Below are 18,790 nucleotides of genomic sequence, written 5' to 3'. Positions count from 1 at the left end.
TAACCAGCTTCAATGCTCATGTGTAGAGATCATTACTCCGCGCTTTCGCGCTGATGCATCCTGCCGGCCGCCAGATGCCACCCGAAACGGCCGGAGTCTCCATGAATGCATCGTCGTATTTCGCCCAGAGCTATGCCCAGGCGCGTAGCAAGTTCCTCGACGCCTGCGCAGCCGCCGGCTTGCGGGTGGATTCCCATGTCCATCCGCTGACCGGGCGCGACGGCGAGACGCTGGCGGTGGACGTCGCCCGCGAAGGTGCGTCCGACGCGAAGCGGCTATTGATTATCAGCAGTGGTTGCCATGGCGTCGAAGGCTTCTGCGGCTCCGGCGTGCAGAGCGCTCTGCTGGCCGACGCCCAATGGCGTGAGCATGCGCTGCGCAACGGCTGCGCGGTGCTCTACGTGCACGCCGCCAACCCCTACGGCTTTTCCTGGTGGCGCCGCTGGACCCAGGAGAACGTCGATCTCAACCGCAACTTCCGCGACTTCACCCAGGCGGCCCCGGAGAACCCCGGTTATGCGCGCCTGGACGCGGTACTCGCGCCCCGTCGCTGGCCGAGCCCGTTGGGGCGCCTGCGGCTGCTCGGCTATGCACTGCGCCATGGCCGCTGGGAATTGCAGCGGGCGATTTCCTCCGGCCAGGCGAGTCATCCCGATGGGCTGTTCTTCTCGGGCACTCAGCCGACCTGGAGCAACCGCACCGTGCGCCAGGTGCTGCGCCAGCATGGCCGGCAATGCCGCGAAATAGCCTGGATCGACGTGCACACCGGCCTCGGCCCGACCGGCTACGGCGAGTACATCTACTCGGGTGATCCGCGCCCCGCAGCGTTGCTCCGCGCCCGCGCCTGGTGGGGCGACGAGGTGCGCTCCACGGAGGAGGGCAACAGTGTGTCGGTGAAGCTCAGCGGCAAGCTGGTCCACGCGGCACTCGAGGAGTGCCCGCAGGCGCTGCTGATCTCCATGAGCCTGGAGTTCGGCACCGTGCCCGGCTCGCAAGTGCTCGAAGCGCTGCGCGCGGACCAGTGGCTGCACCGCAACCCCGGTGCGCCGGTGGCAACGGCGCAACGGATCAAGCAGCAGCTGCGCGATGCCTTCTACGTCGACACCGACCAGTGGAAACAGGCCGTACTGACTCGCGCGCGGGATACCGCCTGGAAAGCGGTGGAGGGCCTGTGCAGCGAGATTCCACGAGAGCTGGCCTGAACTCGGGTCAAGCTTCCAACGGGTTGCGCTGCTCCTCGAACCAGTCGAGCACCGCCTGGCAGGCCGGGTGGGCGGCGCCGCTGTCGCGCAGCCACAGGGCGTAGCGGCCGCCGGTCTTCAGTGCTTCGCCGAAAGGCACGATGAGGTCGCCACGCTGCAGGGCGTCGTGGGCCAGCATGCGGTCGGTCATGGCCACGCCCAGGCCGCGGGTGGCGGCGTCCAGCGCCAGGTCGTCGAGGTTGAACAGCATGTGCTTGAACTGCGCCGGTGGTGGCGCGGCCTGCGCGCGCAGCCACTGCGGCCATTCCAGGCCGCCGCTGGAGGCGTGGATCAGCGGGTGGCGGGCCAGTTCCTCCAGTGAGCGCGGCGGCTCCTGGCCGTCGTCCAGGCGCGGGGCACAGACCGGGATCAGGTATTCGTCGTACAGCGGCGTCAGCGCACGGCCCTGGGGGTCGCTGCCGCTGGGCAGGTAGAGCACGTAGGCGTCGCAGTCACCGCCGTCGTCCACCACTTCGCCGCCCACCGTCTCGATGGACAGGCACAGCTCCGGGTGCCGCGAGTAGAAGGAGCTCAGGCGCGGCAGCAGCCAGCGCACCGCCAGCGAGACGAAGATGCGGATGCGGAAAGGCCGGTCCGCCGAGGCCGGCACCAGGCGTTCCTCCAGGCGCAGCAACTGCTGCAGCATGCCTTCGGCCACCGTGTATACCTCGCGGCCGGCGTCGGTCAGCGCCACCTTGCGGCTGGTGCGGTCGAACAGCGGCACACGGTAGTACTCCTCCAGTTGCTGGACCTGCCGGCTGATGGCGCTCTGGGTCAGGTGCAGCTGTAGCGCGGCCGCTGTGAAGCTGCCGGACTCGGCGACCTGCACCAGCGCCTGCAGTGCCTGCAGGGAGGGAACGCGCAGCAGTTTGTCCATGAAACGTCCCTCCACAATCTATGCGTTTTGCGAATACAAGGATGAAAAATTAGCGTTGGTTCGACCAGCGCTACTGCCCGTAGATTCTGGCCATGACGCGCCATTGGGGAAATCGCTTGGATACGCCCGGCGCATGGATTGTGAAGGAGTGCCGGGCAATGAACAATCACTGCGGCTGGATCGCCCTGGCGGGCGAGTTGCCCGCGCGGCCGACGCTGAGTGCAACCCAGCGGGCGGACTGGCTGATCATCGGCGGCGGCATCACCGGGTTGTCCGCCGCTCACACACTGGCGGCGCGTTTTCCGCAACAGCGCGTGGTGCTGCTGGAGCGCCAGCGCATCGCCCAGGGCGCCTCCGCGCGCAACTCCGGTTTCGTCGTCGCCCACGAGTTGCCGGCGGCCGGCGAACGCCTGGGGCAACCCGGCCATGCCGCTTACCAGGTGGCCTCGCGCATCGGCATCGCGGCAGCGCAGGAGGTCCGCCAGCGCATCGCCGAACTGAACATCGACTGCGAGCTTTACAACGACGGCTATCACTTCGCCGCTCACCGCGCCGAGCATCTGGGCGATATCGACGGCATCCTCGCCACGCTGGCCTCGGTGGGCGCCAACGCTCGCTACTACGAGGGCGCCGCCCTGGAGCAACGGCTCGGCAGCGCGTTCTATGCGCGGGCCATTCATTGCGCCGGCGGCAACGCACTGCTGCAACCTGCGCGCTATGCGAAGGGCCTGGCCGACAGCCTGCCGGCGTCGGTGGAGATCTTCGAGCAGAGCGGCGTGACCGACCTGCGCCGCAGCGGCCAGGGCTGGGTGGCACGCACCGCCCAGGGCGAAGTCCAGGCTTCGCAGGTGCTGGTCTGCCTGGGCGCATTCATCGCCCGCGCCGGCCTGCACGACAGCGGCTCCTTCCCGCTGGAACTCAGCGCCAGCATCACCCGCCCGCTGGATGAGCCACGCTGGCAGTCGCTGTTCGGCGAGCGTCAGTGGGGCGTGCTCGCGCCGTTGCCCGGTGGCGGCACCGTGCGCCTGCTGCCGGGGCGCCGACTGCTGATCCGCAACACCGTCGAGTACCGCCATCGCGACCTCGACAACCGCGCGCTGGCCGAGCGCCGTCGCCGCCATCTCATCGGTTTGCAGAAGCGTTTCCCCGGCATCGTCGACGCCGACATCGCCTACAGCTGGACCGGCCACCTGAGCGGCACCCGCTCCGGCGAACCGTATTTCGCTCGCGTCGACCAGGGCCTGCATGCCGTGGCCGGCTGCAACGGCTCGGGCGTGGCGCGCGGCACCCTGTGGGGGCGCCTGCTGGTGGAGATGGCGACAGGGGGAAGCTCGCCGGTGCTGGCCGATGTGCTGGCGCAGGCGACTCCCGGCTACCTGCCGCCCAGCCCGTTCTTCGATATCGGCGCTTCGCTGCGCATGGCCTGGGAGGTGCGCCGCGCGCGAGCCGAGGCCTGATTCATCGCTTTACCCACGCACGACCATCCAGAAAGACCATCTCCAAGAACAACAACCGAGGGCAGCATGATCAACCGTCCCATGACCCTGGCAGGCCTGGCCCTGTCGCTGTTGGCTGGCACCACCCAGGCGGCGCCGACCGTCACCATCGCCAACTGGAGCAGCTACATCGCCGACGACACCCTGGCGAACTTCACGAAGCAGACCGGCATCCAGACCACCTACGACCTGGTGGACAGCAACGAGACCACCGAAGCCAAGCTGATGACCGGCGCCAGCGGCTACGACCTGGCCAGCCCGTCCAACCACTTCCTGCCGCGGCTGATCAAGGCCGGCACCATCCAGGAACTGGACAAGAGCAAGCTGCCCAACTGGAACAACCTCGACCCCAAGCTGATGAAGATCCTCGAGGTCAGCGACCCGGGTAACCGCTACGCCATTCCCTACCTCTGGGTGACCGTGGGCATCGGCTACAACGAGGACAGGATCAAGGCCCTCTTCGGCAACACCGACGTCACCCGCAGCTGGCAGCTGCTGTTCGATCCGAAGAACGCGGAGAAGCTCGCCCAGTGCGGCATCGCGGTGATCGACAACGCCACCCAGATGGTGCCCATTACCCTCAAGGTGCTCGGCCGCGACCCGGCCAGCCAGAACCCGGACGACTTCAAGGCGGCCGAGGCGGCGCTGCAGGCGATCCGCCCGTCGATCCGCTACTTCCACCAGTCCAAGTACGTCAGCGACCTGGCCAACGGCAACATCTGCGTCGCCATCGGCTTCAGCGGCGACGTGCTGCAGGCCATGACTGCTGCCCAGCAGGCCGGCAACGGCGTGAAGATCGGCTACAGCCTGCCGCGTGAAGGCAGCACCATCGCGGTGGACACCGTGGTGATTCCCAAGGGCGCACCGCACCTGGACAACGCCTACGCCTACATGAACTACCTGCTGCAGCCCGAGGTGATCGCCAACATCACCAACGCCGTGCAGTACCCCAACGGCAACGCCGCCGCGAGCCAGTACGTGAAGCCGGAACTGCGTGCGAACCCGGCCGTCTATCCGCCGCAGGAAGTGCTCGACACCCTGTTCCCGATCAAGACCCTGTCGCCCTCCGGGATGCGCATGAGCACCCGCCTGTGGACCCGAGTGATGAGCGGCAAATGACCCAGCCCAACGACCTGCGCCGCCACGCCCTGGTGATCGGCGCCGGCGTGGTCGGCCTGGCCACCGCGCTGCAACTGCAACGCCGCGACTTCCGCGTGACCCTGCTGGACCGCAATCCGCCGGGCCTGGCCACGTCATTCGGCAACGCCTGCACCTTCGCCACCTACTCGGTTGAGCCGGTGGCCACGCTCGGCATCTGGCGCAAGGCGCCGGGCATGTTGCTGCGCCCGGACAGCCCGCTGGCGATCCGCCCGGCCTACCTGCCGCGCATCGCGCCGTGGCTGTTGCGGTTCCTGGCGGCTTCGCGGCGTGATCGCGTGGAGGCCATCGGCCACGATCTCAATACCCTGCTGCGCCCGTGCATGGAGGCGTGGCAGGGGTTGTTCGATGCGGCCGGCGCCAATGACCTGATCCGCCACGATGGCTCGCTGTACATCTTCGAGGAGCATGAACGCGGTGACGCCCAGGCCATGGTGGATTACCACCGGCGCTTCGAGGTGCCGATCCGCTTCGTCGAAGGCGGTGAATTGCGCGAGCTGGAACCCGCACTCAACGCCCGCGCCAGCTGCGCGGTGGAGCTGCCGGGCGTGAGCCGCACGCTCGATCCCTACGCGCTGAGCCTGCGCCTGTTCGAACGTTTCCAGGCCATGGGCGGCGAGTTCCGCCGTGGCGAACTGCTGGGACTCGAACCGGCCGGGCAGGGCCGGGACGCAGTGCAGGCGCAACTGGCGACCGGCGAGCGGCTGGCCGCCGACCGCGTGGCGCTGTGCACCGGCGCCTGGTCGCGCACCTTGGTGGAGCAATTGGGCGATGCCGTGCCGCAGGACACCGAACGCGGTTACCACGTGCTCTTCGGCCATGCCGGCGAGGTGCTCAATCGCCCGGTGTGCTGGGGTGCCGGCGGCTTCTACATGACGCCCATGGCACAGGGCCTGCGGGTGGCCGGCACGGTGGAGTTCGCCGGACTGGAAGCGCTGCCGAGCCCGGCGCGCTACCGCTGCCTGACCCGTGGCGCGCGGCGCTTCCTGCGCCTGCAGCACGAGCCGGTGTCGCAGTGGATGGGCTTCCGCTCCTCGGTGCCGGACAGCATGCCGGTGCTCGGCCCGTCCCGGCGGCTGCCGCAGGTGTTCTACAACTTCGGCCACGGCCATATCGGCTTGACCCTCGGCGCCATCACCGGCCAGTTGCTCGCCGAGCAGGCCAGCGATGTCGTCACCAGCGTGCCGGTGACGCCGTTCCTTGCCAGCCGCTTCAGCCCACGCTGAAGCGCGGCATTCACCACGGACATTCACCCGAACAGGAAGGAGAACACGACATGCCCCAGCTGCCCCTCGTCGCCCCACGCAGCAATGCCATGCGCAGCGTGGGCCTGATGCTGTTGTCGATGTTCTGCTTCGCCGTGGTGGATGCACTGGCCAAGGTCGTGGCGCTGAAATACCCGGCCAACGAAGTGACCTTCTTCCGCATGGCCTTCGGCGTGTTGCCGGCCTTCCTGCTCTGCCTGCGCGGGCGGCCGCTGGTGCAACGCTGGCGGCAGCTGGACATGCGCGGGCAGACCATTCGTGCGGTGACGCTGCTCGGGTCATCCGCGCTGTTCTTCGCCGGGTTGCCCTATGTGCCGCTGAGCGAAGCCATCTCCATCGCCTATTCCGAGGCGCTGCTGGTGATCGTGCTGGCGCCGCTGCTGCTGGGCGAACGCCTGCTGCCGCGCAACGCGCTGGCGGCGCTGCTCGGCTTCCTCGGCGTGCTGATGGTGGTCAAGCCCGACAATGCCGAAGCCAGCCTGGTCGGTCCGGCGCTGCTGGTGGCCAGTGCCTTCTTCGGCGCGCTGTCGATGATCCAGATCCGACGCATCCGCGAGACCGACGACTCGACCACCACGGTGCTGTATTTCACCGTGGTCGGCACGCTGGTGACCGGCACCACGCTGCCGTTTTCCTGGAGCACTCCGAGCCTGCCGGACCTCGGCCTGATGCTTGCCCTCGGCCTGCTGGCGACGCTGGGCCAACTGCTGTTCACCATCGCCGTGCGCCGCGCCCACGCGGCCACCCTGGCGCCTTACACCTACACCAGCATCATCTGGGCGAGCCTGCTCGGCTACCTGATCTGGGGCGAAGTGCTCAGCCTGCTGTCGTTGATCGGCATCGTGCTGATCGTCGGCAGCGCGGTGGTCGTGGCGGTGCTGGAGCAGCCGCCGGAAGGCTCGGTGGTCTGACTTTCCTCGCTTCGCACTTGGCGCCGCGCGCTCCTGCGGATGGAATCCGGCCCTTCGGTTTTCCTCGCCGCGAACCTTGTGCGCGATTCTGCTCAGGCCGAGTGCGTTGGCTGGCCCATCGCGGGCTCGGCCCGCAATAGCCTTTACCCTGCAGAGGAGTATCGCGAGCTGCGGCAGCGTCCATCGGCGTCGACTTCCCTTGGGAGATGCTTCGACTACCGGTCAGAATCCGGCTCGTCAGTCTGGTACCATCGCGCGCCGAGCTGCCATGTGCCGCGTGATTGTCCCGCGCTTGGCGATACCGGTTTCTTCCGTTTTGCTGCAAACAGGCCGCATCGATCGGCAAGCCCCCCTGCATGGGCAGGGGCGAATCGCTTGCCGCAGGGTCGATGGGGCCTTCTGGAATCCCGATGCACGATCCGATCAAACTCAAGGACCACCAGCAGGAGTCGGCGCTGGTCAACCGCCGGCTGATCGCCTGCGGCCTGATGGTGGCCCTGATGAGCGTGACCCTGGTGGCGAGGATGTACTTCCTCCAGGTCACCGACTACGCGACCAACGCCACCGTCTCCGAGAACAACCGTATTCACGTGCTGCCGATTCCCCCGGAGCGTGGGCTGATCTTCGACCGCACTGGCAAGGTGCTGGCCGAGAACCTGCCGAGCTTCAACCTCACCCTGACCCGCGAGCGCGCCGGCAACTCGGTGGCGGTGCTCGATCAGGTCACCGATATTCTTCACCTGAGCCCCGAGCAACGCCTGCAGTGCGACAAGGCCCTGAAGAAGAGCCGCCACCCCTTCGAACCAGTCACCCTGCTGCATGAGCTGAGCGAGGAGCAGATCGCCCTCATCGAGGTCAATCGCTACAAGCTGCCGGGCATCGATGTGGATGCCGAATTCGTCCGCCACTACCCCTACGGCGAGCACTTCGCCCATTCGGTCGGCTTCGTCGGGCGGATCAACGAGCGCGAGGCTGCCCGCCTGGACAGCACCGAGTACCGCGGCACCGAGTACGTCGGCAAGACCGGCATCGAGCACTTCTACGAACCGCAACTGCACGGCCACGTGGGCTACGAGGAGGTGGAAACCAACGCCCAGGGCAGGGTCATGCGCGTGCTGAAGAAGGTGCCGCCGGTGGCCGGCGAGAACATCGTGCTGGGCCTCGATGTGGACCTGCAGATCGCCGCCGAAAAGGCCCTGGGTGATCGCCGCGGCTCCGTGGTAGCGCTGGACCCGAACACCGGCCAGGTGCTGGCGATGGTCAGCAACCCCAGCTTCGACCCGAACCTGTTCGTCAATGGCATCAGCTCGGCGCAGTACGCCGAGCTGCGCGATTCCATCGACCGGCCGCTGTTCAACCGGGCGCTGCGCGGGCTGTATTCGCCGGGCTCGACCATCAAGCCGGTGGTAGCCATCGCTGGCCTGGATACCGGCACCATCACCCCGGCCACGCGGGTCTTCGATCCGGGCTACTTCCAACTGCCCAACTACGATCACAAGTACCGCAACTGGAACCACAGCGGCGATGGCTGGGTGGACCTCGACGCCGCCATCAAGCGCTCCAACGACACCTACTTCTACGACGTCGCCCACAAGCTCGGCATCGACCGCATGCACGACTACCTGACGCGTTTCGGGCTGGGCAGCAAGGTGTCCATCGACATGGCCGAGGAATCCCCCGGCCTGATGCCGTCCCGCGAGTGGAAACGCGCCACCCGGCGCCAGGCCTGGTTCCCCGGCGAGACGGTGATCCTCGGTATTGGCCAGGGCTACATGCAGGTGACGCCGCTGCAACTCGCCGAAGCGACCGCGCTGATCGCCAGCAAGGGCGCCTGGCACCGCCCGCGCCTGGCGGAGTCGGTGGGCGGCGAGGACGTTGTCGATGCCCATCCCATGCCCGACATCCACCTGAGCGACCCCCGCGACTGGGACGCGGTGAACTATGGCATGCAGCTGGTCATGCACGACCCGGGCGGCGGCGCTCGGGCCGCGGGGCAGGGCGCGCAGTACCGCATCGCCGGCAAGAGCGGCACCGCGCAGATCGTCGCGATTCGCCAGGGTGAGCGCTACAACCGCCTCAAAACCCAGGAGCGCCACCGCGACAACGCCTTGTTCGTCGGCTTCGCGCCCGCCAGCGATCCGTCCATCGTGGTCTCGGTGACCATCGAGAACGGCGAGGCCGGCGGGCGGGTGGCCGGACCGGTGGTGCGCGAGATCATGGATGCCTGGCTGCTCGACCAGGATGGCAAGCTCAAGCCGCAATACGCGGTCCCGGCGGAGACCGCGTCAGGCAAGCACGCCTGAGATGTGGCTCACATTGAATAGAGTGCGCGATTGAGCGAGGATCGCCGCTTTTCCACGACAGAGGATGTCCCATGCGCACGTTGCAAACGTTTTGCCTGATGGCTGTCGCCGTCTTGGCCGGTTGTTCCAGCATGCCGCCACCGCCGGAATATCAGGGGCTGGAGCAATCCGACAAGATTGCCATCCACGACCAGCGGCCGAGCACCGAGAAGGAGGGGAAAACCTTCAGCCTGCTGCTGACCAGCAGCGCCTACGGTATCTACCGCGCCGCCGACGGTGCAACCAAACCTACCGGTGTGCGCCTGCTGGCCCATCGCGCCTACGAGACCTTCCCGGAGCTGAGCAGCCAACCGTCGATCACCGTGGAGCACTTCGTGACTTACACCAACCTGCAATCGCGGTTGCGCACCAATGCGTTGATCGGTGGCTTGACTGGGGGTATCGGCGTTGCGCTGATGGCGCAGAAGGAGATGCCGGCCGGTGATGTACGCACGACTCGTATCGATAGCGTGGCGCTCGACAAGACGGCAGGGGACGAGGAATACACCCGCGCTTTCTTCACTGAGCAGGAGAACCCCGAGAAATCGCCGGTCAATCTCATCTATATCGATACCGACATGCTCGGCCAGCGCGTGGCGAGCCGCTGCCTGGTTCCGCCGATTGCTGGTAAGCCGACGTTGTTCCTGGTGGAAGCGATGGACATGTGCATCGCCAATCACTTGGCGCTGTATCGCAGCAAGAGCCAGGAAACTGCCGTCAAGTGAGTTGAGCGGGAGCTGCCGATTGCGCCATGAAAGAGGCCGCCACAGTGTGCGGCCTCTTTCATTTCCGCGCTGGTGAAAGCGCTCTGCCGTCAGGCGGTTTGTGTCGTCAGCGCCGCCCGCACCAGGGCGTGCAACTCCTCGCCCGGGTTCTGCTCATGCCAGGCCTTGATTTCGCGGCGCATGGCGGGCGTCCAGAAGTTCTGCAGATGTTGCTGCACGCCATGCACCGCTAGGGCAGGGTCTGACTCGGTGGAGAAGTACTGGCCGATCTGGTTGGCCATCTTGATCAGGTTCTCGACGCTCATCGACGGACCTCGGCTTTCTCGGTTTGCGCAGCTTGGGCATGGCGGCGCTCCTTGAGCAAGCGCCGCTGTTCGTCACTGAACGCCTGGTAGCGCTTCTGCCATTCCGAAGGCTGGAACACGCGCACCACTTCCACCGCGGTGACCTTGTATTCTGGACAGTTGGTGGCCCAGTCGGAGTTGTCGGTGGTGATCACATTGGCGCCCGATTCGGGGAAGTGGAAGGTCGTGTAGACCACGCCCGGCGCCACCCGCTCGCTGACCTTGGCGCGCAGCACCGTCTGCCCCGCGCGGCTGCCCACGCCAACCCAGTCGCCGTCGCTGATGCCGCGGCTCTCGGCGTCGCTGGGGTGGATTTCCAGGCGGTCCTCCTCGTGCCAGGCGACGTTGTCGGTGCGCCGGGTCTGCGCGCCGACGTTGTACTGGCTAAGGATGCGCCCGGTGGTGAGTAGCAGCGGGTAGCGGGCGTTGACCTTCTCTTCCGTGGGCACGTAGCCGGTGAGCATGAAGCGCCCCTTGCCGCGCACGAATTGCTCGATGTGCATGGTCGGTGTGCCATCGGGCGCGGCGTCGTTGCACGGCCATTGCAGGCTGCCGTGGCGGTCCAGTTCGGCATAGCTGACGCGGGTGAAGGTCGGCGTCAGGCGGGCGATCTCGTCCATGATCTGCGACGGATGCTGGTAGTCCATGGGGTAACCCAGGGCGTTGGCTAGCGCGATCGTGGCCTCCCAGTCTGCCTTGCCGCCCAGCGGCTCCATCACCTTACGCACGCGGGATATGCGCCGCTCGGCGTTGGTGAAGGTGCCGTCCTTCTCGAGGAAGGAGCTGCCCGGCAGTAATACATGGGCGAACTTGGCGGTTTCGTTGAGGAAGATGTCCTGCACCACCACGCACTCCATGGCGGAAAGAGCCGCGGTGACGTGCTGGGTGTTGGGGTCGCTCTGGGCGATGTCCTCGCCCTGGCAGTACAGCGCCTTGAAGGTGCCGCCCAGCGCTGCTTCGAACATGTTGGGGATGCGCAGGCCGGGGTCGGGCTGCAGGGTGACGCCCCAGGCCTGTTCGAACTGGCTGCGCACGGTCTGGTTGGAAATGTGCCGGTAGCCGGGCAGCTCGTGGGGGAAGGAGCCCATGTCGCAGGAGCCCTGCACGTTGTTCTGGCCGCGCAGCGGGTTCACCCCGACGCCCTCGCGGCCGACGTTGCCGGTGGCCATGGCGAGGTTGGCGATGCCCATCACCGCGGTGCTGCCCTGGCTGTGTTCGGTGACGCCCAGGCCGTAGTAGATCGCCGCGTTGCCGCCGGTGGCGTAGAGGCGGGCGGCGGCGCGGATTTCCTCGGCAGGCACGCCGCAGACCGGGCCGAGCACTTCCGGGGCGTTCTCCGGCAGGCTGACGAAATCGCGCCAGCGGATGAAGTCGCTGGCCTCGCAGCGCGCATCGACGAAGTCCTGCTTGACCAGGCCCTCGCTGACGATGACGTGGGCCAGCGCGTTGAGCATGGCGACGTTGGTGCCGGGGCGCAGTTGCAGGTGCAGCTCGGCGCGGGCATGGGGCGAGTCGACCAGGTCGATGCGCCGGGGGTCGATGACGATCAGTTGCGCACCCTGGCGCAACCGGCGCTTGAGCTGCGAGCCGAACACCGGGTGTGCGTCGGTAGGGTTGGCGCCCATCACCAGCACCACGTCGGACTGCATTACCGAGTCGAAGCTCTGGGTGCCGGCGGATTCGCCCAGGGTCTGCTTCAGGCCGTAGCCGGTGGGTGAGTGGCAGACTCGCGCACACGTATCGACGTTGTTGTTGCCGAACGCCGCGCGCACCAGCTTCTGTACCAGGTAGGTCTCTTCGTTGGTGCAGCGGCTGGAGGTGATGCCGCCGATGGAGTCGCGCCCGTATTTCGTCTGGATGCGGCGAAATTCGCTGGCAGCGTAGGTGACGGCCTCGTCCCAGCTGACTTCCTGCCAGGGGTCGCTGATGTGCTTGCGGATCATCGGCTTGGTGATGCGGTCCGGATGCGTGGCGTAGCCCCAGGCGAAGCGGCCCTTGACGCAGGAGTGGCCGTGGTTGGCCTGGCCGTTCTTGTCCGGGACCATGCGCACCAGCTGGTTGCCCTTCATCTCGGCGCGGAAGGAGCAGCCCACGCCGCAGTAGGCGCAGGTGGTGATGACAGCGCGCTCGGGCTGGCCGATCTCGACCACGCTCTTTTCCATCAGCGTAGCGGTCGGGCAGGCCTGCACGCAGGCCCCGCAGGAGACGCATTCGGAATCGAGGAAGTTCTCGCCACCGGCCGCCGCCACGCGCGAGTCGAAGCCGCGCCCAGAGAGGGTCAGGGCGAAGGTGCCCTGGATTTCCTCGCAGGCGCGCACGCAGCGGTTGCAGACAATGCACTTGCTCGGGTCGTAGTCGAAGTAGGGATTGGAAACGTCTTTCGCATCGCTCAGGTGGTTGGCGCCGTCGTAGCCGTAGCGCACCTCGCGCAGGCCGACCTGACCGGCCACGGTCTGCAACTCGCAGTTGCCGTTGGCGGAGCAGGTCAGACAATCCAGCGGGTGGTCGGAGATGTACAGCTCCATGACGTTGCGGCGCAGGCCCGCCAGCTTCGGCGTCTGCGTGCGCACCACCATGCCCTCGCTGACCGGCGTGGTGCAGGAGGCCGGGTAGCCGCGCATGCCGTCGATCTCCACCAGGCACATGCGGCAGGAGCCGAAGGCTTCCAGGCTGTCGGTGGCGCAGAGCTTGGGAATGCTGGTGCCCAGCAGCGCAGCGGCGCGCATCACCGAAGTACCGGCAGGGACGCTGATTTCGCGGCCGTCGATGCTCAGGCTGACCTGTAGGTCGCTCTCGCGGGCGGGTGTGCCGAGGTCGATGTCACTCGTGCTGGACGTGGCAGGGTCGAAGAAATTGATCACGAGTCGGCCTCCGAAGTCGCCAGACCGAAGTCGGCGGGGAAGTGCTTGAGGGCGCTGGCCACGGGGAAGGCGGTCATGCCGCCGAGGGCGCAGAGCGAGCCGTATTGCATCGTGTCGCAGAGGTCGGTGAGCAGCCGCGCCTGTTCCTCGCGGGCGCTGAGGTCGGTGGCGGCGATCAGCCGGTCGACCACTTCCACGCCACGGGTCGAGCCGATGCGGCAGGGCGTGCACTTGCCGCAGGATTCCTCGGCGCAGAACTGCAGGGCGAAGCGTGCCATGCGTGCCATGTCGAGCGTGTCGTCGGCGACCACCACGCCGCCATGGCCGAGCATGGCGCCGACGGCGGCGAAGGCTTCGTAGTCCAGCGGGGTGTCGAACTGCGAGGGCGGTACCCAGGCACCGAGCGGGCCACCGACCTGCGCAGCCTTCAGCGGTCGGCCGCTGGCGGTGCCGCCGCCGTAGCCTTCCACCAGCTCGCGCAGGGTCAGGCCGAAGGCACGTTCCACCAGCCCGCCGTGGCGTATGTTGCCGGCCAGCTGGAAGGGCATGGTGCCCAGCGAACGGCCCATGCCGAAGTCGCGGTAGTACTGTGCGCCCCTGGCCAGGATGATCGGCACCGAGGCCAGGGTGAGCACGTTGTGCACCAGCGTCGGCAGGCCGAACAGGCCTTGCAGCGCCGGTAGCGGCGGCTTGGCGCGGACCACGCCGCGCTTGCCTTCCAGGGAATCCAGCAGGGCGGTTTCCTCACCGCAGATGTAGGCGCCGGCGCCGACCCGCACTTCCAGCTCGAAGGCGCGGCCGCTACCGCAGACATCGTCGCCCAGGTAGCCGGCTTCGCGGGCGATCCTCAGGGCGAGGTTGAGTGTCACGATGGCGTCCGGGTACTCGGAGCGCACGTAGATGTAGCCCATGCTCGCGCCGACGGCGAGACCGGCGATGGCCATGCCTTCGATCAGCAGGAAGGGGTCGCCTTCCATCAGCATGCGGTCGGCGAAGGTGCCGGAGTCGCCTTCGTCGGCGTTGCACACCACGTATTTCTGCGGGCCAACGGCGTCACGCACGGTGCGCCACTTGATGCCGGCGGGGAAGGCCGCGCCGCCACGGCCGCGCAGGCCGGAATCGAGCACGGCGGCGACGACGTCGGTGCCGTCCATGCCGATGGCACGGGCCAGGCCGTCGAAGCCGCCATGGGCACGGTAGTCGTCCAGCGACAGCGGCCGCGTGATGCCGGCGCGGGCGAAGAGCAGGCGCTGCTGGGTCTTCAGGTAGGCAATCTCTTCCACCAGACCCAGGGCCAGCGGGTGGCGTGCAGGGGCGTCGGCCAGCGCATCGAAGAGGGACGGGACATCGGCTGCCGCCAGTGGACCGAAGCCCAGCCGGCCTTCGCTGCCGTCCATTTCCACCAGCGGTTCCAGCCAGTACAGGCCGCGCGAGCTGGTGCGCTGGATCTCCAGCGGTATCTGGCGTCGCTCGGCTTCGGCGACCAGGGCGTCGGTCACCTCATCGGCGCCCACCGCGCGGGCCAGCGAATCGCAGGGGATGAACAGTTTCAACATGCGGCGTCCTCCCGGCAACCGTTCACCAGCTCGCGCAGGCGTTCGGCGGTGAGGCGCGCGTGCACCCGGCCGTCCAGTTCCAGGGCCGGCGAGCAGGCGCAGGCGCCCAGGCAATAGACCGGGCGCAGGGCGATGCGGCCATCGGCGCTGGTGCCGTGGTCGTCCAGCCCGAGCTGTTCGCGCAGTTGTGCGGCGAGGGCTTCGGCGCCGCGGCTCTGGCACGACTCGGCGCGGCACAGGCGCAGCGTATGGCGGGCCGGGGGCGCGGTGCGGAAGTCGTGGTAGAAGCTGATCACCCCGCGCACCTCGGCGACGCTGAGGTTCAGGGCGTGGGCGATTTCAGGGAGGGCATCGTCGGGGATGTAGCCGACGCAATCCTGGATGGCATGAAGCACTGGCAGCAGGGCGCCGGGCGTGGCTTTCAGGCGTTCCAGAACATCATGGATCAGGGGCAGGTGAAGCGAATCATCAGGCATTCAGCGCACCTCGATATCGCGGATGCCTGCCATGGGCGGCGATCCGGAATCCTTCGGCTGCGGCGTACCGGCCACCTCACGGGCTGCGTGGCTGTTCGGGGCGCCATTCTTATTATCCGGCCAGGCATCTGGGCGCGCCTGGTCCTCGACAGTATGGAAGCTTGCCATCCCTTGTGTTCAAGGATTGCACCGCAGCGACCCTGCGCATCCTGAAACCGACAGACCCTTAAACCGACAGACTGCCGAAACGACCACGCTGTCCGCTCAGAGCCCCCTTGTTGGCCGGCAAAGCCCTCGGTCGCGAGCGGCGCTCGACTTAACCTGCTGCTGCCCATGACAACAAGAATCCGCGCCGTTCCCGCGCGCGGGAAGAAGGGGAGCACCATGCATAAACCCGCAACGGCCTGGCTGCCGGTTGCCCTGCTGGCCCTGGTCGGCCTGCTCGGCGGCTGTGGCGATGACGCCGCGCCGCCTACCCGCAACGCCGCCGCCCTGGCACCTGCCGATCCCGCGCTGGCGAAAATCTATGACAGCAGCTGCAAGCTCTGCCACGCCAACCCGGCGTCGGGAGCACCGCAGGCCGGCGATGCGAAAGCCTGGCAGCCCCGGGTCGCCCAGGGCGCCGACAGCCTGCTCGACCACAGCATCAACGGCTTCAAGGGCATGCCGCCGATGGGCATGTGCATGCAGTGCTCGGAAGACGAGTTCCTGGCGCTGATTTCCTTCATGTCCGGCCAATCGGTCCGGTAAGCGCGGGGTTGCTTGCATGTCTATTCATCTCACCCGCCGCCAACTCCTGCACAGCGCTGGCATTGCCGGCGCGTTCGCGGCGCTGTCGAGCAGCCCGCTGGCCGCCGAACTGGCCCGCGCGCCGCGGCTGATTCCCTGGCGCAACTGGTCCGGCGGGCAGAGCTGCCTGCCGGCGGCGCGCCTGGCTCCGCAGAGCCTCGACGAGCTGGTGCAGGTCATCCGCCAGGCCGAGGGCAAGGTGCGCCCGGTGGGGTCGGCGCACTCCTTCAGCGCCCTGGTGCCGACCGACGGCACGCTGGTCTCGCTGGCCTACTTCAACGGCCTGCTCGGCCACGATGCCGACACATTGCAGGCGGAATTCGCGGCCGGCACGCCGATGTCGCTCATGGGGCCGGCACTGAAGGAGGTCGGCCAGGCACTGCCGAACATGGCGGACATCGATTACCAGACCCTGGCCGGGGCGATCTCCACCTCGACCCACGGCACCGGAGTCGGCTTCGGCTCCTATTCCTCGCGCGTCACCGGCTTGCAACTGGTGACCGCCAGCGGCGAGGTGCTGGACTGCGATGCCCAGCGCCACCCCGAGGTGTTCAACGCCGCGCGGGTATCCCTCGGCGCCTTTGGCATCGCCACCCGCGTGCGCCTGCAGAACCGCCAGGCCTATCGCCTGCGCGAGCGGCAGTGGGTGGCCAGCACCGAGGAATTGCTGGAGGACGTGGAAAAGAACACCCGCGAGAACCAGCACTGGGAAATGCAGGTCATGACCCATTCCGACTATGCGCTGTCCATCGCCTTGAACGAGACCACCGACCCGGCCACGCCGCCGCTGGACCCGGCCGAGGAGGGCGGCAACCAGTTCGTCAGCATCATCGAGAACCTCGACAAGTACGGCAGCGACTTCCCCGCCGCGCGGCGCTTCCTGCTCAACAGCCTGCGCCATGTCGCCAGCTTCGACGACCGCGTCGGCGACTCCTACGACATCTACGCCAACGTGCGCAACGTGCGCTTCAACGAGATGGAATATTCGGTCCCGGCGGAACACGGGCCGGCCTGCCTGCGCGAGATTCTGAAGAAGATCAACGACAAGGACCTGCGCACCTGGTTCCCCATCGAATACCGCTACGTGAAGGCCGACGACATTCCGCTGAGCATGTTCGAAGGCCGCGACAGCTGCTCCATCTCCGTGCACCAGCACTACAGCATGGACCACCACAACTTCTTCGCCGCCATCGAACCGATCTTCTGGAAGTACGCCGGCCGGCCGCACTGGGGCAAGCTGCACACGCTCAACGCGCGCACGCTGCAACCGCTGTACCCGCGCTGGAAAGAGTTCACCGAAGTGCGCCGCGAGCTGGACCCGCAGGGCAAGTTCCTCAATGCCCACCTGTCATCGATCCTGGGCGTGGCCTGACAAGGAAGAACAACCCATGAAACGACGCCATTTCATCGTCGGTGCGGCCGGGGCAGGTGTTCTGCTCGTCGGCGCCGGTGCCTGGCTGCGACCGTCCGACCACGGCGTGCCATACGACGACTACTTCGCCCGGCTGAACCGCGAACTGCGCGAGCACGGGCCGATGCGCCCGGTGATGCTGATCGACCTCGACCGCCTGGACCACAACGTCGACGTGGTGATGCAGTCGGTGGCGCGCACCGGCAAGCACCTGCGCGTGGTGGAGAAGTCCCTGCCGTCGCCGCAGTTGCTCGACTACATCGCCCAGCGCGCCGGCACTCGGCGGATGATGTCGTTCCACCAGCCGTTCCTCAATCACGATGCCGAGCGCTTTCCCGATGCCGACCTGCTGCTGGGCAAGCCACTGCCGGTCGGCTCGGCACAGCAGTTCTACGAGGAACTTCGCGGCCCGTTCGACCCGACGAAGCAGCTGCAATGGCTGCTCGACACCCCCGAGCGGCTGCAGCAGTACCTGGCGCTAGCGCAAGGGCGCAACACCCGCCTGCGGATCAACATCGAACTGGACGTCGGCCTGCACCGTGGCGGTGTAGCGGACCACGCGACGCTGGACAGGATGCTCACGATCATCGGCGCCAACCCGCAGCACCTGGAGTTTGCCGGGTTCATGGGCTACGACCCCTTCGTCGGCATGGGCGTGCCCGAGGTGCTGGGCTCCTCCGAGGAGCTTTTCGCCAAGGTCATGACGCTCTACGACGGCTTCGTCGACTACGCCCGCACCCGCCATGCGCCTCTGTGGAAGCCGGAGCTGACGCTCAATACCGCCGGCAGCCCGAGCTACAGGATGCACGAGAACGAACGCACCAGCACCGAAGTGTCGGTGGGTTCGGCGCTGGTCAAGCCGACCCACTACGACCTGCCGTCGCTGGTGGACCACCAGCCGGCTGCCTTCATCGCCACGCCAGTCCTCAAGAGCACCGGCCCGGTGCGGATTCCGGCACTGGACGACAAGTCGGCACTGTTCTCCTGGTGGGATGCCAACCAGCGCGAGACCTTCTTCGTCTACGGCGGCAACTGGATGGCCGAACCCGAGTCGCCCAGGGGGTTGCAGTTCAACGGCCTTTACGGGCGCAGCTCGAACCAGGAGATGGTCAACGGCTCCAGCGCCGTGAACCTGAAAGTGGACGACCAGATGTTCCTGCGCCCGACCCAGTCCGAGTCGATCCTGCTGCAGTTCGACGACCTGCTGGCGATACGCGGGGGGCGCATCGTCGAGCACTGGCCGGTCTACAGCTGAGCGGCGCAGCGTTGGCGTTGGGCGGGCGGCATGGAGCCGTCCGCCCGCGCCAGCGGGGCATTGCGCGAGGTCGTCTGCAATAT

General features: G+C 67.2%; 15 protein-coding genes. 10 read left to right on the top strand and 5 right to left on the bottom strand.

Annotated elements, in window-relative coordinates:
* Positions 1-101 precede the first annotated feature (101 nt).
* Positions 102-1,202, top strand: coding sequence for a M14 family metallopeptidase (locus LDJ84_RS18240; RefSeq protein ID WP_226045189.1), 1,101 nt, complete (start codon positions 102-104; stop codon positions 1,200-1,202).
* Positions 1,203-1,209: 7 nt separating this feature from the next.
* Here the strand turns inward: LDJ84_RS18240 and LDJ84_RS18235 are convergent, their stop codons facing one another.
* Positions 1,210-2,118 (bottom strand): LysR substrate-binding domain-containing protein, encoded by a 909-nt coding sequence (locus tag LDJ84_RS18235; RefSeq protein ID WP_024765881.1) that lies wholly within the window; start codon positions 2,116-2,118, stop codon positions 1,210-1,212.
* A gap of 158 nt (positions 2,119-2,276) precedes the next feature.
* On the opposite strand from LDJ84_RS18235, the gene LDJ84_RS18230 reads away from it, so the two are divergent.
* The 6 genes from LDJ84_RS18230 to LDJ84_RS18205 all read left to right on the top strand — a co-directional run bounded on the left by LDJ84_RS18230 (position 2,277) and on the right by LDJ84_RS18205 (position 10,015).
* The gene (locus LDJ84_RS18230; protein ID WP_226045188.1) at positions 2,277-3,575 is read left to right on the top strand and encodes an NAD(P)/FAD-dependent oxidoreductase; all 1,299 of its coding nucleotides are present in this window, start codon (positions 2,277-2,279) and stop codon (positions 3,573-3,575) included.
* A gap of 66 nt (positions 3,576-3,641) precedes the next feature.
* Positions 3,642-4,733, top strand: coding sequence for a polyamine ABC transporter substrate-binding protein (locus LDJ84_RS18225; protein ID WP_226045187.1), 1,092 nt, complete (start codon positions 3,642-3,644; stop codon positions 4,731-4,733).
* Positions 4,730-5,998, top strand: coding sequence for an NAD(P)/FAD-dependent oxidoreductase (locus tag LDJ84_RS18220; RefSeq protein ID WP_226045186.1), 1,269 nt, complete (start codon positions 4,730-4,732; stop codon positions 5,996-5,998). The genes LDJ84_RS18225 and LDJ84_RS18220 overlap by 4 nt, the downstream gene beginning before the upstream one ends.
* 50 nt (positions 5,999-6,048) lie before the next feature.
* Positions 6,049-6,948 carry a DMT family transporter gene (locus LDJ84_RS18215; RefSeq protein WP_226045185.1) on the top strand — a complete coding sequence of 300 codons (900 nt, stop codon included), beginning with the start codon at positions 6,049-6,051 and terminating at the stop codon, positions 6,946-6,948.
* A 410-nt stretch (positions 6,949-7,358) separates the two neighbouring features.
* Positions 7,359-9,251 (top strand): penicillin-binding protein 2, encoded by a 1,893-nt coding sequence (mrdA, locus tag LDJ84_RS18210; protein WP_226045184.1) that lies wholly within the window; start codon positions 7,359-7,361, stop codon positions 9,249-9,251.
* 71 nt (positions 9,252-9,322) lie between these two features.
* Positions 9,323-10,015, top strand: coding sequence for a hypothetical protein (locus tag LDJ84_RS18205; protein ID WP_024765876.1), 693 nt, complete (start codon positions 9,323-9,325; stop codon positions 10,013-10,015).
* 89 nt (positions 10,016-10,104) lie between these two features.
* Here LDJ84_RS18205 and LDJ84_RS18200 read toward each other — a convergent pair whose 3' ends face one another.
* The 4 genes from LDJ84_RS18200 to LDJ84_RS18185 are packed head-to-tail and all read right to left on the bottom strand — an operon-like array spanning position 10,105 to position 15,252.
* Positions 10,105-10,320: a formate dehydrogenase subunit delta gene (locus LDJ84_RS18200; protein ID WP_024765875.1), complete on the bottom strand. Its 216-nt coding sequence runs from the start codon at positions 10,318-10,320 to the stop codon at positions 10,105-10,107.
* The gene (fdhF, locus tag LDJ84_RS18195) at positions 10,317-13,220 is read right to left on the bottom strand and encodes a formate dehydrogenase subunit alpha (RefSeq protein WP_226045183.1); all 2,904 of its coding nucleotides are present in this window, start codon (positions 13,218-13,220) and stop codon (positions 10,317-10,319) included. Before fdhF ends, LDJ84_RS18200 begins: the two co-directional genes overlap by 4 nt.
* A complete protein-coding gene (locus tag LDJ84_RS18190; protein ID WP_084357206.1) occupies positions 13,217-14,776 on the bottom strand; it encodes a formate dehydrogenase beta subunit in 1,560 nt (519 codons plus the stop codon). The genes fdhF and LDJ84_RS18190 overlap by 4 nt, the downstream gene beginning before the upstream one ends.
* A complete protein-coding gene (locus LDJ84_RS18185; protein ID WP_024765873.1) occupies positions 14,770-15,252 on the bottom strand; it encodes a formate dehydrogenase subunit gamma in 483 nt (160 codons plus the stop codon). The genes LDJ84_RS18190 and LDJ84_RS18185 overlap by 7 nt, the downstream gene beginning before the upstream one ends.
* A 384-nt stretch (positions 15,253-15,636) precedes the next feature.
* On the opposite strand from LDJ84_RS18185, the gene LDJ84_RS18180 reads away from it, so the two are divergent.
* The 3 genes from LDJ84_RS18180 to LDJ84_RS18170 all read left to right on the top strand — a co-directional run bounded on the left by LDJ84_RS18180 (position 15,637) and on the right by LDJ84_RS18170 (position 18,707).
* Positions 15,637-16,002: a c-type cytochrome gene (locus LDJ84_RS18180; RefSeq protein WP_054908521.1), complete on the top strand. Its 366-nt coding sequence runs from the start codon at positions 15,637-15,639 to the stop codon at positions 16,000-16,002.
* A gap of 16 nt (positions 16,003-16,018) precedes the next feature.
* Positions 16,019-17,413 (top strand): D-arabinono-1,4-lactone oxidase, encoded by a 1,395-nt coding sequence (locus LDJ84_RS18175; protein WP_065327894.1) that lies wholly within the window; start codon positions 16,019-16,021, stop codon positions 17,411-17,413.
* 85 nt (positions 17,414-17,498) lie between these two features.
* Positions 17,499-18,707, top strand: a complete 1,209-nt coding sequence (locus tag LDJ84_RS18170; protein ID WP_193453182.1) for a DSD1 family PLP-dependent enzyme — start codon at positions 17,499-17,501, stop codon at positions 18,705-18,707.
* Positions 18,708-18,790: the final 83 nt, after the last annotated feature.

The sequence above is a fragment of the Pseudomonas sp. HS-18 genome, from assembly GCF_020401845.1.
GTDB lineage: Bacteria > Pseudomonadota > Gammaproteobacteria > Pseudomonadales > Pseudomonadaceae > Pseudomonas > Pseudomonas nitroreducens.
This window is presented reverse-complemented; position numbering and strand designations above follow the sequence as displayed.